This is a genomic window from Paenibacillus glycanilyticus (assembly GCF_030161375.1).
In the GTDB taxonomy this organism is placed as follows: Bacteria; Bacillota; Bacilli; order Paenibacillales; family Paenibacillaceae; genus Pristimantibacillus; species Pristimantibacillus glycanilyticus_B.
Genome location: NZ_BSSQ01000001.1, coordinates 686718 through 701512, shown reverse-complemented (window position 1 = coordinate 701512; position 14795 = coordinate 686718). Strand labels below are relative to the sequence as shown.

At 51.6% G+C, this 14795-nt stretch carries 11 protein-coding genes; 10 read left to right on the top strand and 1 reads right to left on the bottom strand.

What is annotated here, in order from left to right:
- The first annotated feature begins 94 nt into the window (after positions 1-94).
- From QQK89_RS02905 to QQK89_RS02875, 7 genes are read left to right on the top strand one after another with little or no spacing between them, the layout of a single operon-like run.
- Positions 95-1438 (top strand): LLM class flavin-dependent oxidoreductase, encoded by a 1344-nt coding sequence (locus tag QQK89_RS02905; protein WP_284236915.1) that lies wholly within the window; start codon positions 95-97, stop codon positions 1436-1438.
- A 23-nt stretch (positions 1439-1461) separates the two neighbouring features.
- Entirely contained in the window at positions 1462-3132 is a 1671-nt protein-coding gene (locus tag QQK89_RS02900; RefSeq protein ID WP_284236914.1) for an ABC transporter substrate-binding protein, read from the top strand.
- A 21-nt stretch (positions 3133-3153) separates the two neighbouring features.
- Positions 3154-4074, top strand: coding sequence for an ABC transporter permease (locus QQK89_RS02895; RefSeq protein ID WP_284236912.1), 921 nt, complete (start codon positions 3154-3156; stop codon positions 4072-4074).
- 27 nt (positions 4075-4101) lie between these two features.
- Positions 4102-4995 carry an ABC transporter permease gene (locus QQK89_RS02890; RefSeq protein ID WP_284236911.1) on the top strand — a complete coding sequence of 298 codons (894 nt, stop codon included), beginning with the start codon at positions 4102-4104 and terminating at the stop codon, positions 4993-4995.
- Between the two features lie 15 nt (positions 4996-5010).
- Positions 5011-7047: an ABC transporter ATP-binding protein gene (locus QQK89_RS02885; RefSeq protein ID WP_284236910.1), complete on the top strand. Its 2037-nt coding sequence runs from the start codon at positions 5011-5013 to the stop codon at positions 7045-7047.
- Positions 7026-8513 (top strand): DHA2 family efflux MFS transporter permease subunit, encoded by a 1488-nt coding sequence (locus QQK89_RS02880; protein WP_284236909.1) that lies wholly within the window; start codon positions 7026-7028, stop codon positions 8511-8513. Before QQK89_RS02885 ends, QQK89_RS02880 begins: the two co-directional genes overlap by 22 nt.
- Entirely contained in the window at positions 8510-9568 is a 1059-nt protein-coding gene (locus QQK89_RS02875) for an LLM class flavin-dependent oxidoreductase (protein ID WP_284236908.1), read from the top strand. Before QQK89_RS02880 ends, QQK89_RS02875 begins: the two co-directional genes overlap by 4 nt.
- Positions 9569-9653: 85 nt before the next feature.
- Here QQK89_RS02875 and QQK89_RS02870 read toward each other — a convergent pair whose 3' ends face one another.
- A complete protein-coding gene (locus QQK89_RS02870; RefSeq protein WP_284236907.1) occupies positions 9654-10694 on the bottom strand; it encodes a LacI family DNA-binding transcriptional regulator in 1041 nt (346 codons plus the stop codon).
- 471 nt (positions 10695-11165) lie between these two features.
- Here QQK89_RS02870 and QQK89_RS02865 point away from each other — a divergent pair, with 471 nt between their 5' ends.
- The 3 genes from QQK89_RS02865 to QQK89_RS02855 all read left to right on the top strand — a co-directional run bounded on the left by QQK89_RS02865 (position 11166) and on the right by QQK89_RS02855 (position 14734).
- Positions 11166-12107 (top strand): ABC transporter permease, encoded by a 942-nt coding sequence (locus tag QQK89_RS02865; RefSeq protein WP_284236906.1) that lies wholly within the window; start codon positions 11166-11168, stop codon positions 12105-12107.
- 55 nt (positions 12108-12162) lie between these two features.
- Positions 12163-13044, top strand: a complete 882-nt coding sequence (locus QQK89_RS02860) for a carbohydrate ABC transporter permease (protein ID WP_284236905.1) — start codon at positions 12163-12165, stop codon at positions 13042-13044.
- Positions 13045-13120: 76 nt separating this feature from the next.
- On the top strand, positions 13121-14734 hold the full coding sequence (locus QQK89_RS02855) for an ABC transporter substrate-binding protein (RefSeq protein ID WP_284236904.1): 1614 nt from the start codon (positions 13121-13123) through the stop codon (positions 14732-14734).
- Positions 14735-14795 lie beyond the last annotated feature (61 nt).

The window sequence follows — 14795 nt, the reverse complement described above, 5'->3', positions numbered from 1 at the left end:
TTGCCAAGATAAATTCCTATTAAACAGATGGGATATCTCGATATATCGGAATTTTATTGAGGCAGACAAAAATGGAGATAAGGGTGGAGTGTATATGTCGAAGAAGAGAGCATTGAAATTGGGAGCGATTATTCATGGCGTGGGCGGCAGCAGCTCGGGCTGGAGACATCCCGATATTCCGGCGGATGCTAGCGTCAATATCGGTTTCTATAAGCAGCAGGCGCTTAAGGCGGAAGAAGGCAAATTTGATTTCCTCTTTATCGCCGACGGTCTGTACATTACCGACAAATCGATTCCCCACTTCTTGAACCGGTTCGAGCCTATTACGATCCTGTCCGCGCTTGGTGCGGTTACCTCCAACATCGGGCTTGTAGGGACGCTGTCGACTTCCTACAGCGAGCCGTTTACGGTTGCCCGCCAATTCTCGTCGATCGATCATATCAGCGGCGGCCGCGCAGGCTGGAACGTTGTTACTTCTCCGCTTGAAGGCAGCGCGCTTAACTTTGGCGGCAAGCCGCATCCCGAGCACAGCGAGCGTTACCGAATCGCAGAGGAGTACTTGGAGGTTGCGAAGGGTCTGTGGGATTCATGGGAAGACGACGCTTTTGTCCGCGACAAAGAGACCGGCGTGTTCTTCGATCCGGAGAAGCTGCACCGCCTGGATCATAGCGGGGAATTCTTCTCCGTGCAAGGCCCGCTGAATATCGCGCGTTCGAAGCAAGGTCAACCCGTTGTATTCCAGGCAGGATCGTCCGAGAGCGGACGCAATCTTGCCGCGAAGACGGCCGATGCCGTGTTTACCGGTCCGGAATCGCTCGAAGAGGCGAAGGAGTTCTACCGGGACGTGAAGCGCCGCGTGGCCGAGAATGGCCGTAGTCCCGAGCATACGCTTATTTTCCCAGGCATTGGGCCAATTATCGGACGTACGCAGGAAGAGGCGGAAGAGAAGTATCGGCAGATTGCTGGCCTCGTTACGATTGAGAAGGCGCTTGATCATCTGGGAAGATTTTTCGAGCATCATGACTTCTCGCAATATGAACTAGACGCGCCGTTCCCGGACCTCGGCGACTTTGGCTCCAACAGCTTCCGCAGTACAACCGACCGGATTAAGCGCCGCGCGAAGGAGCAAGGGCTTACGCTTCGCGAGGTTGCTTTGCAGGCGGCAACGCCGCGGAACTCTTTCATCGGCACGCCGGAATTTGTAGCGGATAAAGTGCAGGAATGGTTCGAAGAGGAGGCGGCGGACGGGTTTATTATTGCTTCGGCTACGCCGCGCGGCTTGGATGATTTCGTCGAGCTGGTTGTTCCGATTCTGCAAGAGCGCGGATTGTACCGCACCGAGTATGAAGCAGACACGCTTCGCGGCAATCTGGGTATACCGGTTCCGGAGAACCGTTATGCGGCAGCGCGCAATCAGGCCGGAGTAACCGTTAACTAATCGAATAGGGAGAGAGTAATCCGATGAATATATTCAAATCGAAACGCAAGGTACTCCTCGGCTCGGCTGCCTTATTGTTAGTTCTGGCGCTTGTGCTGTCTGGTTGCGCATCAAATAAAGGGAGCAACAATAACGGCCAGCAGGCGCAGCAGCAGACGGATACTCCCGCAGCTTCCACGGAAGCGAAGCAAGGCGGAGAGCTGACTTACGCTCTCGCTACTTCGCCCGATACGCTTGATCCGCATCGCAGCGGCCTAGCCGTTGCCGTACGCGTCATCCGCACGATATATGACTCGCTTGTCGTACAGCTTCCGGACAATTCCATCAAGCCTTGGCTTGCCACTTCGTGGGAGATTTCGGAAGACGGTCTGAGCTACACCTTCAAGCTGCGTCAAGACGTGAAGTTCCAGGACGGCACGCCGTTTAACGCCGAAGCGGTCAAATATAACTTCGACCGTATTCTCGATCCGGCTACGAAAGCAGCTAATGCGGCGGCTCTGCTCGCTCCGTACCAATCCTCGGAAGTGATTGACGAGTACACGGTGAAACTGAACCTTGCTACCCCGTCGCGCGCGTTCCTCGGCAACCTGAGCCAGGCTCTTCTTGGGATCGTATCGCCTACGGCGGCGAAGAAAGACGGTGACCAATTTGGTCTGAATCCGGTTGGAACAGGGCCGTTCAAGTTCGTGAAATGGGAACAGAACGCCCAAATTCAAGTAGCGAAGAACCCCGACTATAAGTGGGCGCCCGAGCTTGTAACGAATGCAGGCGCGCCGTATCTGGACGGCATTACCTTCAAGATCGTGCCGGAGGAAGCAACCCGGATCGGCAGCGTGCAGAGCGGTCAGGTGCTGGCGGCAGAGACGGTTCCTCCGCAAAATATCGTGGCCCTAAAAGGCGATTCGAAGGTTCAGCTGCTTGAAGCCAATACGGTTGGCCTGCCTTATACGCTGTTCTTCAATCAGGAGCATGAGCCATGGAACGATGCCAAAGCAAGACAGGCGGTCCAATTGGCCGTTGACGTCGACAGCATCGTGAAGACGTTGTATCTGGGTACCTATGACCGGGCTTGGTCGCCGCTTACGCCGGGCACCTTCGGTTATGATGCTTCGCTTGAGAACGGAGTGAAGCCTGATCTCGAGAAGGCGGGCGCATTGCTGGATGAGCTGGGCTGGGTCAAAGGCTCGGATGGCATCCGCGAGAAGGGCGGCAAGAAGCTGACCCTGCATTATGTAGACGGCACGCCAAACCGAGAGAAACGCAACGATATCGCGGTCATCATTCAGCAGCAGCTGAAGGCGCTTGGCATTGCGGTTGAAGTGGAGATTACGAAGGACGTGCGGACGGTCGTTTATACGAACGGCGATTACGATCTCTACGGCAATAGCCAGGTGAACTCGGATCCAAATGCGTTGTACCCGTTCTATCACACGACTGATCCAAAGGCTCAAAAGTCGCTTACCAGCTTGTCCAATCCGGAGATCGACAAGCTGCTTGAGCAAGGTCGCGTAGAAACGGATGATACAAAACGAGCGGACATTTACAAGCAAATCCAGCATTACATTATCGACCAAGCGGTTATCCTGCCGATTTACGTATTCCCGTACACGGTTGCCGCTGATAAATCCGTACAAGGACTTGTTTTTGACTCGCTGGGTTATCCGCTGTTCAACGGAGTCTCCCTTAATTCTTAAATCGATAGGAGGAGGCTCGCCATGTACATTGCACAGCGTATTTTCTCTTCCCTGCTGGTGATCTTAGGTACCTTGGTGCTGGTCTTCGCTATTCTGTATGTTCTGCCCGGCGACCCGACGGACAACATGATTGATCCGTCGGTCGCCACGGCGGAGCAGATAGCGAGCCTGAAGCATCAGCTCGGAGTGGATCAACCTTTCTATATCCAGTTCATCCGGTACATAAGCGGCATGGCGCGGGGAGACTTCGGAAATTCCTTGTTAAACTCAGAGCCGGTGCTGGATAAAATACTGGAGCATTTCCCCGCAACCCTGGCGCTCACGGCGGCAAGCGCGCTGGTCTCGGTCACGATTGGCCTTGTGCTTGGCGTATTGTCCGCCGTTCACCGCAACGGTCCCCTTGATTACCTTGCCCGTCTCGTCGGATTGTTCGGCATTTCGATGCCGACCTTCTGGTCGGGCATTCTGCTTATTGTGCTGTTCAGTCTGCGGCTTGGCTGGTTTCCGGCCATGGGTTCGGACGGTTGGAGCACGCTTGTGCTTCCGGCTCTTACGCTAGGCATTGTTGGAGCCGGCTTTATCGTAAGAATGGTCCGAAGCAGCATGCTGGACATTATCGACGAGCATTTTATGCTGACGCTGCGCTCCAAAGGTTTATCCGAGCGTTCCGTTATGTATAAGCATGCGCTGCGGAATGCGCTTATTCCCGCGGTCACGATGATTGGCATGCTGATCGGAGAGATGCTGGCGGGAACCGTCGTGATCGAAACGGTATTTTCCCGGCAAGGCATCGGACGGATTATCGGGGACGCGTTGATGGCGAAGGATCTGCCGGTCGTGCAGGGCGTTATCTTTTTTACCGCTCTGATCTATGTTCTTGTGAATCTGCTTGTCGACTTGTCCTATTCGCTAATAGATCCGAGAGTAAGGCGCTCGGCGTGAGGTTATGGAGAAAGGAGCCGGATACGTATGCGTGAAGCGGCTACGGCCAGTACGCTCCCGTACAAAAGAAGCGGAAGACGCCTGACGGCTATCCGTTTCAAACGATTGGCGGCAAACAATTTGTTCCTGTTTGCGGCAGCCCTCGTTATCTTGTTTATTGCGGCATGCGCGGTTGTGCCGTCCTGGATTGCCCCTTATTCGCCTACCGAAATGTTAACGGATAGCATTATGCAGCCCCCAAGCGCGGCCCATCTGTTCGGGACGGATTATTTCGGACGCGATATATTCAGCGTGGTTGTATACGGCAGCCGGGATTCGCTGTTTATCGGCTTCGCTTCCGTACTTGTCGGAGGACTGGCAGGCGGGGCGATTGGCGCTTTGTCCGGTTACGCGGGGGGCTGGATCGATGCGGTGCTGATGCGCTTCAACGATATTCTGATGACCATCCCGGGCATTCTGCTTGCGCTTGCGATTGCGGGCGCGCTTGGCAAAAGCCTGTTTAATATCGTGCTGGCTGTAGCCCTAGCCTCCATACCGGGTTATGCGCGTATTATGCGATCGCAGATTATGAGCATTAAAGGCCGGACGTTTATTCAGGCTTCGCAAGTTGCCGGGGCTTCGCCGTTCCATATCTTTTGGAAGCATGTATTGCCCAATTCGCTGTCCCCGCTGCTCGTCATGGCGACGATTGGCATCGGGACATCGATTCTTACCGGGTCGGGGCTTAGCTTTCTGGGCCTTGGCGTGCTGAAGGAAGTGCCGGATTGGGGGACGCTGCTGTCGCAGGGCCGCGGCTATTTGACGGTGGCCTGGTGGATCTGTACCTTCCCGGGGCTTGCGATCACGATGTTTGTGCTCTCTGTCAATATGATAGGAGACCGGCTGAGAGACCAGCTTGATCCGAAGAAAAGCGCAAGGTAGGAAGGGGGAGCTCTATTGGAGGCATTGCTTAATATTCAGGAGCTGTCCGTTGGTTTTCGGACCAACAAGGGCTTGCTTGAAGCGATTACGAATATATCGTTCTCGATACAGCCCGGGGAAACCGTCTGCCTGGTCGGAGAATCCGGCAGCGGCAAGACGGTCACTTCCAAAGCGATCATGCGGTTGATCGATTACGAGAAAGGATCCATCACGCGGGGAAGCATCCTGCTGCAGGGACGGGATATCGCGGCGCTGCCCGAAGCGGAGCTCCGGCAATTGCGCGGGAAGCGGGTAGCTATGGTTTTCCAGGAGCCGATGGCCGCGTTTGATCCGGTCTTCACCATTGGCCAGCAGATTGTCGAGACGATCATTCAGCACGAGCGGGTGAGCCGGCGCGTCGCCTGGGACCGGGGCATTGAACTGCTAAGCCGCGTTGGCATACCGGAGGCGGCCATTCGGATGAAGCAGTATCCCGGCGAGTTGTCCGGCGGCATGCTTCAGCGGGCGATGATTGCGATGGCGCTCTCCTGCAGCCCCGATCTGCTGATCGCCGATGAACCAACCACGGCCCTGGACGTTACGATTCAGGCTCAAATTTTGCAGCTGTTGAAGGAATTGCAGCAGGAGCTTGGGATGTCGATTCTGCTCATTACCCATGATCTTGGCATAGCCGCGGAGATGGCGGACCGCATTATCGTCATGTACGCCGGACGGATCGTTGAGCAAGGGACGGCAGAGGAGCTGTTCGCCAAACCTCGCCATCCGTACACGAGAGGACTTCTTCAATCGATTCCCCCTTTGGACAGCGTACGCGGCGAACGGCTCTATGCGATTCAGGGATCCATTCCGTCGCTTGCCGCACTGCCGGAAGGATGCTTGTTCCATCCCCGCTGCGAATATGCAACGGAGCGCTGCCGGGCTGAAGCTCCGCCGCTTGTTGAACAAAGCGGAAGCATGGCGGCTTGCTGGCATGCGGAGCAGGTTGCCGCAGAGCCTGCGATTAGAAGCAAATCCGCTGCATTGCGAGTAGAAGCGTCTGCTGTGCATGAAGAACAGTCGGAGGCTGGCTTTTCCCGCACAGATAGCGAAATCCTATTCTCTGCCGAGCATCTGCGCAAATATTATCCGGTCAAGCGCAGAAGCTTTGCCGCTCCCCGTACCTTCATCCGGGCGGTTGACGATGTCTCGTTCTCCATCCGGCGGAAGGAGACATTTGGTCTGGTTGGCGAATCGGGAAGCGGCAAATCTACGCTAGGCCGGGTTCTATTGCAAATGGAGCAGGCGACTTCAGGCAAGGTGTTGTTTCAGGGCAAGGAGCTGACGGGATTAAATGGCGCGCAGCTACGGCCGCTACGGAAGGATATGCAGGTTATTTTTCAGGACCCTTACGGTTCCTTGAACCCTAGATGGACGATCGGCGACAGCATTGCCGAACCGCTTAAGGTACACGGCTCATGGACGGCCGGCAAACGGCGGCATCGCGTGGAAGAGCTGCTTGGGCTGGTGGGACTAGATCCAGCGAGCGCCAGCAAATATCCGCATGAGTTCTCCGGCGGCCAGCGGCAGCGGATTGGCATTGCCCGGGCAATTGCTTTGAATCCGAGCTTCATTCTTGCCGATGAGGCCGTATCCGCTCTGGACGTGTCCGTCCAGGCTCAAATCGTGAATTTGCTGCAGGAGCTTCAGCGGAAGCTCGGTTTGACGTACTTGTTTATCGCTCACGGCTTGCAGATTGTAAGACATATATCGGACAGGATTGGCGTTATGTATCTGGGCAAGCTGGTGGAAATCGCGCCAAGCGATGAACTGTTCCGCCAGCCTGCTCACCCGTATACGAAGCTGCTCATCGAATCCATCCCGCAGCCCGTTCCTGGTCAGCATGGCAGTACGGCGCCGATCCAAGGGGAAATCCCTTCGCCGGCCAATCCGCCAAGCGGCTGCCGGTTCCACCCCCGTTGTTCGTTCGCGACGGAAAGATGCAGGAAGGAGCAGCCGGAGCTTCGCCCGCTAGGCGAGGATCGTTATGCGGCTTGTCACTATACCTTACTATGAAGCAGGCGGAGCAGAAGGAGCCGACAGCATCCTACCCGGCATTCTGGCCGGTGCTGACGGCTATTTTTATCGGATCCTTTGTCGGGATGTACCATGTCGTCTCGCTTAACGTGTCGCTGCCCGGTTTTATCCGGATATTCGGCACGGAGCTGCAGACGGTTCAATGGATGATGACTGGCTTTACTCTGGCGAGCGGCATTGTTGTTCCCATTACCGGTTATGCGATGGAGCGGTTTGGCTGCAAGCGGCTGTTTCTGTTTGCCATCGGGGGAATAACGGTCAGCTCGTTACTATGCGCGTTATCCTGGAGTGTTGGGGCTCTTATTGCGTTTCGTATTATACAGGGGTTGTTTTGCGGGCTTATTCAGCCGGTGTCGCTTGCCTTGATTTATCGGACGATTCGGCCGGACAAACAATCTTTTTCCCTTAGCGTATGGTCTTTCTCCACGGTGTTAGGAACGGCGATTGGCCCGTCGCTCAGCGGCTGGCTGCAAAGCTTTGACTGGCATCTTATTTTTCTGGTGACCGCACCGGTCGGGATTGTCGCCTGGATTGTAGGGGCGCTTGTAATTCCGAAGGACGCGCCGAACGGTCTCGCCCGGTTGGATTGGCCGGGGCTGCTGCTTGCTACGGGCGGAAGTCTCGCGCTGCTGCTATTGTTCGGCAATATGGCCGTATGGGGCTGGAACAGCTGGCTTACTTGGACGATGCTGCTAGTTGGAGTGGGCAGCTTTGCGCTGTTTATTTGGCAGGCTCGCCGCAGCAATCATCCTCTGCTGCAACTTCGGCTGCTGCTGAACCCTAAATTCTCGCTGAGTCTAATGGCGTCGCTTATCTTATCGTTTGGACTGTATTCCGTGGTTTATTTCATGCCGCTTTTGCTGGTAGAGATGAAGGGATTGTCGCCGTTCAGGGTGGGTCTGTTATTCCTTCCCGCAGCGGCATGCTTAACGGTCGCCACGTTTGCCGCCGGCAAATGGTATCGCAAAGCGGGACCGGCCAAGCTGATTATGATTGGCTGCGCGATTCTGGTCGTGAGTACTTATTATTTCAGCCAGATGCCTCCGGAGACCAGTCTTCTTGCAATTATTGTATGGCTCGCCATCCGCAATATCGGCACCGGTCTAGCCTCAACGCCAACCACCAACGCAAGCATGTCCTCCGTTCCAGAGGAGTGGATCGGGCATGCGTCGGCTTTGCTCAATTGGCTGCGGCAAGTGTTTAGCGCAATGGCGCTTGGCCTCTGCACGTCGTTGTTTTATTCCCGGCTGTCCATTCATTTGGTTGAATCGGGCGGAGGGGAAGAGGGGACCAAGGCATACAGTTTGGCTTACATGCACAGCATCCACGATGTATTTTTCGTATCCAGCATCATTGTCGCCAGCGCTATTCCGATTGCCTTGCTGCTGGGCAGACGGATGTCGGCATCACCTCTTGCGACACCAAAGGAGAGTAAAAGCCTATGAAGTTTATATGGTTCAGCCTCGTTATGAATTTGAAAAATCCGGTGACGGAGGAGCATTATACGGCCAGCGACAAAATCGAAAATATAATCAAGCAAGCGGTGCTTGCCGAAAAGCTTGGTTTTGACGGATACGGCATTGGAGAACGGCATGGAGCGCCGTTTCTGTCTTCTTCTCCTCCGCTGCTGCTGTCGGCTATTGCGGCAAGAACTTCGCGCATCCGCCTGCTGACGGCTGTAACCGTGCTTAGCGTGCTGGATCCGGTGCGGGTAGCCGAGGATTACGCGACGCTTGATCATCTATCCGGCGGAAGACTGGAGATGATTATCGGCAAAGGCAATGATCCGCGGCATTATCCGCTCTTCGGAATAACGGAAGAGGAGCAATGGGATTCAATGGAGGAGCGTTACGAGTTGCTGCGGCGTCTTTGGCGGGAGGAGGATGTGACTTGGAACGGCCAATACCGTCCGCCTCTTCATGGGGTGACGACGCAGCCAAGACCGCTGCAGAAGCCGATTCCGATCTGGCATGGGAGCGCGTCCAGCACCCGTTCCACCGAGCTTGCCGCCCGTTACGGCGAGCCGATCTTTTCCTCGAACAGCTTCCACCCGCAGGCGAAATACAAGGATCTCATCGATCATTACCGCGAGAGACTGGCGTATTACGGGCATGATCCGCGGAAAGCGGTAGTTGGCGCCGGTGCGGGCAGCTTGTATATCGCGAATACGGCGGAGGAGGCCATCAAGCGTTATCGCCCCTATTATGATGCGTTCCAGGCAACGGCCGCCGCTCAGCATAACCAGTCTCCGTTCATCTCGCTCGAAGACAATGTCGCCAGAGGACCAAGTCTAATCGGAAGTCCGGAGCAGATTGTCGAAAAAATAGTAAACTACCAAGCGGCCTTCGGGCACCAGGTATTGTCTCTGAGCGTAGACGGCTTATCCGAAGCCGAGCAGCGGGAGCAAATGGAGCGGTTCGCTTCAGATATCGCCCCCGTGCTGCGCAAGGAAGTGCCAAGCTGGGTGTGGGAGGAGCAGGGGAAAGGAATGCCTGTGTAAATAGTTGTTGAATAACGAAAAGCCCCTATCCGAAGATGGGGCTTATTGCTATTTCCGCTAGCCGGTTTGGACCGGTTCTCTCGCATTAACCAATCCCCGCAGTAGACTCCCTGATGAGCGGTTTCGTAAAGATATGAGAAACCTGATAAGGCTGTTCAGGATCATTAATTCTTGACAGCAGCATCTCCGCAGCTTTTACGCCCATTTCATTGCTATAAATATGAACAGTCGTAAGATGAGGCTCGACGATCATCGACTCTGGTCCGTTATCGAAGCCGCATACGGCGACATCATGAGGAACCGAGATACCCTTGTTCTTCAGCGCCTTCATGAAGCTGACAGCAATAAAGTCGTTGGCGCAGATAAAAGCGGAAGGCAACTTCTGCATCTCATGGAGACGTTCCTCAAGCCAGGTTGGTGTGGAGAAGAAGAGGCGATCATCTTCTACTATGCATTGACCGGGATCAAGTGGAATTCCAGCCTCGCTGAGCGCCCGGTTGAAGCCCAGCCAGCGTTCATTAAAGCTGAGACAGTGGTTATAATCTCCGATAAATCCAAAGCTATTGTATCCGCTCGCTATTAACTTCCTTGTAAGCTGATAAACGCTATGCTGATTCTCCATCAGAAGAATATCGGCTTTAAATTCGGGATAACATACCGTGGAAGCGCAGTCTATAAATATAGTAGGCACGCCAAGGCTTGTAATCATTTCGCTATAAGCAAGGTTAAACAATTCAATACAGATGATGCCGTCAACATTCGATACATCGAAATTATTTGGCAGCGATAACGAGGCTTGATCCACCTCTCTTATAATGTGAAAGGACAGGTTATAGCCCTCGGCGCTGATCTGCTTCTCCAAGCCGCTGATCAGGGTGGAGCCGAAGTGGGACGTATTCGGAAGGTTAGCCGTCAATAGAGCGATATTTCCTGAGTTCTTGGATAAGAGCTGGTCGCTTTCCAAATAAGAAAATTGCTTATATTTTAATTCAATTGCTTTCTTGATTACTTTGTTACGTGTTTCCTCCGGAATTTCGCTTCGGCCGTTTAATGCCTTTGAAGCCGTATTTCTAGATATGCCAAGCGCATCGGCGATATCTTGAATGGTTACCTTTTCCTTAGTCATGCAGATATGCTCACCTCTTGCATTTCCCCTATTTGTGATTTTGTAAACTTAATTCATTCATGTATGTAACTCAAATGTACAATAGTTTGTGGAAAATAGCAACGCAAACTTTACAAATGCACAATTGACTTTACAATTATAAACTTATGGAGTGGTCAAAAATGAATAGAAGTATGCAAAATGCACACTACTTCGAGTATCAAAAGCTTAGTTTGAAGAGATTGATAATAAGAAAATAACCGTTTTTCCAATAAAAACCAACAACTCAACTACTCAATCAAGAAAAACTCTTTAATTATGAACAATTCAAGTTTTCAAATGCGCAAATTTATTTTTACAAAATGTATTGACGTTTGTAAAGCTGTTTGGTAAATTGTAAATGCAGCAAGCGAGATGCAATTGTTTAATTGAAAGCCCTTACTGCACAAAACATAGAACACTTTTGTAAATGGACGGAGGTAAGCCTAACACATGGAAGCCAAACAGGCTCAAATGGTAGCAAAGCCCGGCAACGCAGTACTTGATTATTGGAGAAAACATTACTTTCTTTATATCTTGCTCGCTCCGGCTCTAATTCTGACACTAATATTCAAGTACGGTCCGATGTATGGTGCTGTTATTGCCTTCAAGGACTTCAGCCCGATTAAAGGCATATTGGGAAGCGATTGGGTAGGCATGTATAACTTCGAGAAGTTTCTGTCATCGCCAAACTTCGACGTTATTTTTATGAATACGCTTAAATTAAGCTTTTTTGGTCTTATTCTCGGTTTTCCGATACCGATTCTTCTTGCTCTAATGCTGAATCAGATCAGGCATACTGGCGTTAAGAAAAATATTCAATTATTTTTATACGCCCCTAACTTCATATCGGTGGTTGTTGTGGTAGGGATGCTGTTTATCTTCCTATCGCCGACAGGTCCGATTAATCATTTGATTACCTTGGTGACAGGGGAACCGGTCATCTTCATGTCCCGACCCGAATACTTCAGGGGCATCTATATTTTGTCCGATATTTGGACCGGAGCAGGTTGGGCTTCCATTATATATGTAGCGGCGCTCGCAAACGTTGATCCGGAGCTTCATCATGCGGCTAATCTGGATGGCGCGAACCTGCTTCAGCGTATTCGGCATATCGATCTGCCGACGATACGCCCTATTATGGCGATTGTATTTATTCTGGCGGCAGGCGGTATTATGTCGATTGGTTTCGAGAAGGCTTATCTGATGCAGACGGCAATGAATCTTCCGACATCAGAGATTATTCCAACCTATGTGTACAAAATCGGCTTGCAATCCGGTGACTATGCTTATTCTGCGGCAGTTGGATTATTTAATTCGGTTATTAATGTAGTGTTGCTTATTACCGTTAATTTCATCGTAAAAAGATTGAATGAAGGCGACGGCCTCTACTAAGCTAATGCTTATAAAGCAAGAATTGCTCCACAATTCTTTTTAAGGAGACTTATGCATGACTATCAAGCATTCCAGACTGGATCGTTTTCTTCTTATTTTAAATAGCATCTTCCTGACGCTTGCTGTACTCGTCGTCGTAATCCCTCTACTTTATGTGGTGGTCGCCTCCTTTATGGATCCGTCCGCACTGCTGAGTCGAGGCTTGTCCTTCAAGCTGTCGGACTGGTCCCTTGAGGGGTACAAAATGATTTTATCCAATCCGGCGATGATTCGCGGCTTCGGCAATGCCGTCTTTTATGCGGTTTCTTTCTCCCTCTTGACGGTGGTTGTTTCCGTTTGTGCCGGATATTCTCTGTCCGATAATCGCTTGAAGGGAAAGGGGTTGTTCATGACCCTGTTTATCATCACGATGTTCTTCAGCGGAGGACTGGTACCTACTTATTTGCTTGTGAAAAATCTTGGCTTGCTTAATACCGTATGGGCAGTCATTATTCCGGGAGCCGTAAATGTATGGAATATCATCTTGTCGCGGACCTTCTTTAAAGGAGTACCTCTAGAGCTGAAGGAAGCGGCCAATGTCGATGGTGCCACGGAGATGAGGATTTTCATGCAGGTCGTTCTGCCGCTGTCGAAGCCGATTGTGTTTGTACTTGCATTGTACGCATTCGTCGGGCAGTGGAACTCTTATTTCGATGCGATGATTTATCTCGACAACTCGAATCTCCATCCGCTTCAGCTTGTTCTTCGTTCGATTCTGATTCAGAACCAGGTTGAGCCGGGAATGATTAATGATCAGCTTGCGGCAGCTGAGCTTAAACGTCTGTCGGAGATTATCAAATATGCGGCTATTGTCGTATCCAGCGTGCCGCTCATTGTTATGTATCCGTTTTTCCAAAAGTACTTTGAGAAAGGTGTTATGGTCGGTTCCCTTAAGTAGGAACGGATCTTCACATACGCATGGCCATGCGAGAGACAGAAATCATTCTTTCATTATTATTGGGAGGTCATCGGTAATGAGTATAATGAACAAATCCAGATTGGTATCCAAAGCAGCTACGGCTTCAGCTCTTGCTTCAATCCTTCTGCTATCGGCGTGCAGTGGCGGAGGCGGAGGTAGTGCTGCCAGCAAGAAGCAGGATCCAAGTGGTAAAGTAACCCTTAATTTTATTACGCAGAGCTCTGCCATCGCTCCGGCTGATCCGAATGACAAGCTTGTTAATAAGAGGCTCGAAGAGAAAACGAATGTTCATATTAACTGGAAGAACTTTACGAACGATGTTTTTGTTGAAAAAAGAAACCTCGCTGTAGCAAGCGGCGATCTGCCGGATGCGATTTTTAACGCGGATTACAGCGATTATGAGCTACTCAAGCTTGCTAAGGACGGCTCGATTATTCCGCTTAATGATCTGATTGATCAATATATGCCAAACTTCAAGAAAGTACTGGAGGAAGCTCCTGAGTATAAAAGCATGATTACCGCTCCGGACGGCAATATTTATGCTTTCCCATGGATTGAAGAGCTGGGGAGCGGCAAGGAAAGAATCCAGGCAGTGGACAGCATGCCTTGGATAAACGTAGAGTGGCTGAAAAAGCTGAACCTGAAAATGCCGACCACGACGGAAGAATTGAAGAAAGTACTGATTGCCTTCAAAACGCAAGACCCAAATGGCAATGGCCAAGCGGATGAAATTCCGTTGTCCTTCATTAATAAGCCTGGTGCAGAGGATCTGGCTTTCTTGTTCGCTTCCTTTGGGTTGGGCGAGAATCCGGATCATGCGGTTGTGTCCAATGACGGCAAGGTCATTTTTACAGCTTCGGATGATGGTTACAAGAATGCTGTTTCCTTTGTGAATGAGCTTTATAAAGAAGGCTTGATTGACATTGAAGCCTATACGCAAGACTGGAGCACTTATTTGGCGAAGGGGAAAGATCAGAAATACGGATTGTACTTCTCCTGGGATAAAGCGAATATTTCCGGAGCGAACGATGCCTATGAAGTGATGCCTCCGCTTGCTGGACCAGACGGGGAAATTAATGTAACGAGAACGAATGGCCTTGGACTGGGCCGCGGCAAGATGGTTGTTACTAGCGCAAACAAGAACCTGGAAACGACGGCGAAATGGGTGGATCAGCTCTATGATCCGACGCAATCGGTACAGGATAACTGGGGAACTTACGGCGATGACAAGCAGCAAAATATTTTCGAATACGATGAAGCAGCCAATATGCTGAAGCATTTGCCGCTCGAAGGCACAGCGCCGGTTGAACTTCGGGAGAAAACGAGTATCGGCGGACCGCTTGCCATCCTGGATTCCTACTATGGTAAATATACGACGATGCCGGATGATGCGAAGGGCCGGATGGATATTATCAAAAATATTATGGCTCCGCATATGAAAGCTGACAATGTCATGCCTAGCGTATTCAACTCGATAGAAGAGCTGGACCGTCTCACAACGATTGAAACGGATTTGTTCGCTTACGTGCTCAGAATGCGTACGGAATGGTATCAGAATGGCAAGATCAATGAGCAATGGGATGATTATTTGAAAGAGCTGGACCGCCTTGGTCTGCAGGAATGGCTCAAAATCAAACAAGACGGTTACGACAGAGCGACAAAAGGCTAGTTGCAGACAGCAATGGTAAAGGCCTTGTTCCGGCAAGGGAAACTGCCGGGCAGGGCCTTCT

What these genes read in the sequence shown, in the direction of transcription:
- QQK89_RS02905 (WP_284236915.1), top strand. Translation starts at nt 95, where the DNA reads ATGTCGAAGAAGAGAGCATTGAAATTGGGAGCGATTATTCATGGCGTG.
- QQK89_RS02900 (WP_284236914.1), top strand. Translation starts at nt 1,462, where the DNA reads ATGAATATATTCAAATCGAAACGCAAGGTACTCCTCGGCTCGGCTGCC.
- QQK89_RS02895 (WP_284236912.1), top strand. Translation starts at nt 3,154, where the DNA reads ATGTACATTGCACAGCGTATTTTCTCTTCCCTGCTGGTGATCTTAGGT.
- QQK89_RS02890 (WP_284236911.1), top strand. Translation starts at nt 4,102, where the DNA reads ATGCGTGAAGCGGCTACGGCCAGTACGCTCCCGTACAAAAGAAGCGGA.
- QQK89_RS02875 (WP_284236908.1), top strand. Translation starts at nt 8,510, where the DNA reads ATGAAGTTTATATGGTTCAGCCTCGTTATGAATTTGAAAAATCCGGTG.
- QQK89_RS02870 (WP_284236907.1), bottom strand. Translation starts at nt 10,694, where the DNA reads ATGACTAAGGAAAAGGTAACCATTCAAGATATCGCCGATGCGCTTGGC.
- QQK89_RS02865 (WP_284236906.1), top strand. Translation starts at nt 11,166, where the DNA reads ATGGAAGCCAAACAGGCTCAAATGGTAGCAAAGCCCGGCAACGCAGTA.
- QQK89_RS02860 (WP_284236905.1), top strand. Translation starts at nt 12,163, where the DNA reads ATGACTATCAAGCATTCCAGACTGGATCGTTTTCTTCTTATTTTAAAT.
- QQK89_RS02855 (WP_284236904.1), top strand. Translation starts at nt 13,121, where the DNA reads ATGAGTATAATGAACAAATCCAGATTGGTATCCAAAGCAGCTACGGCT.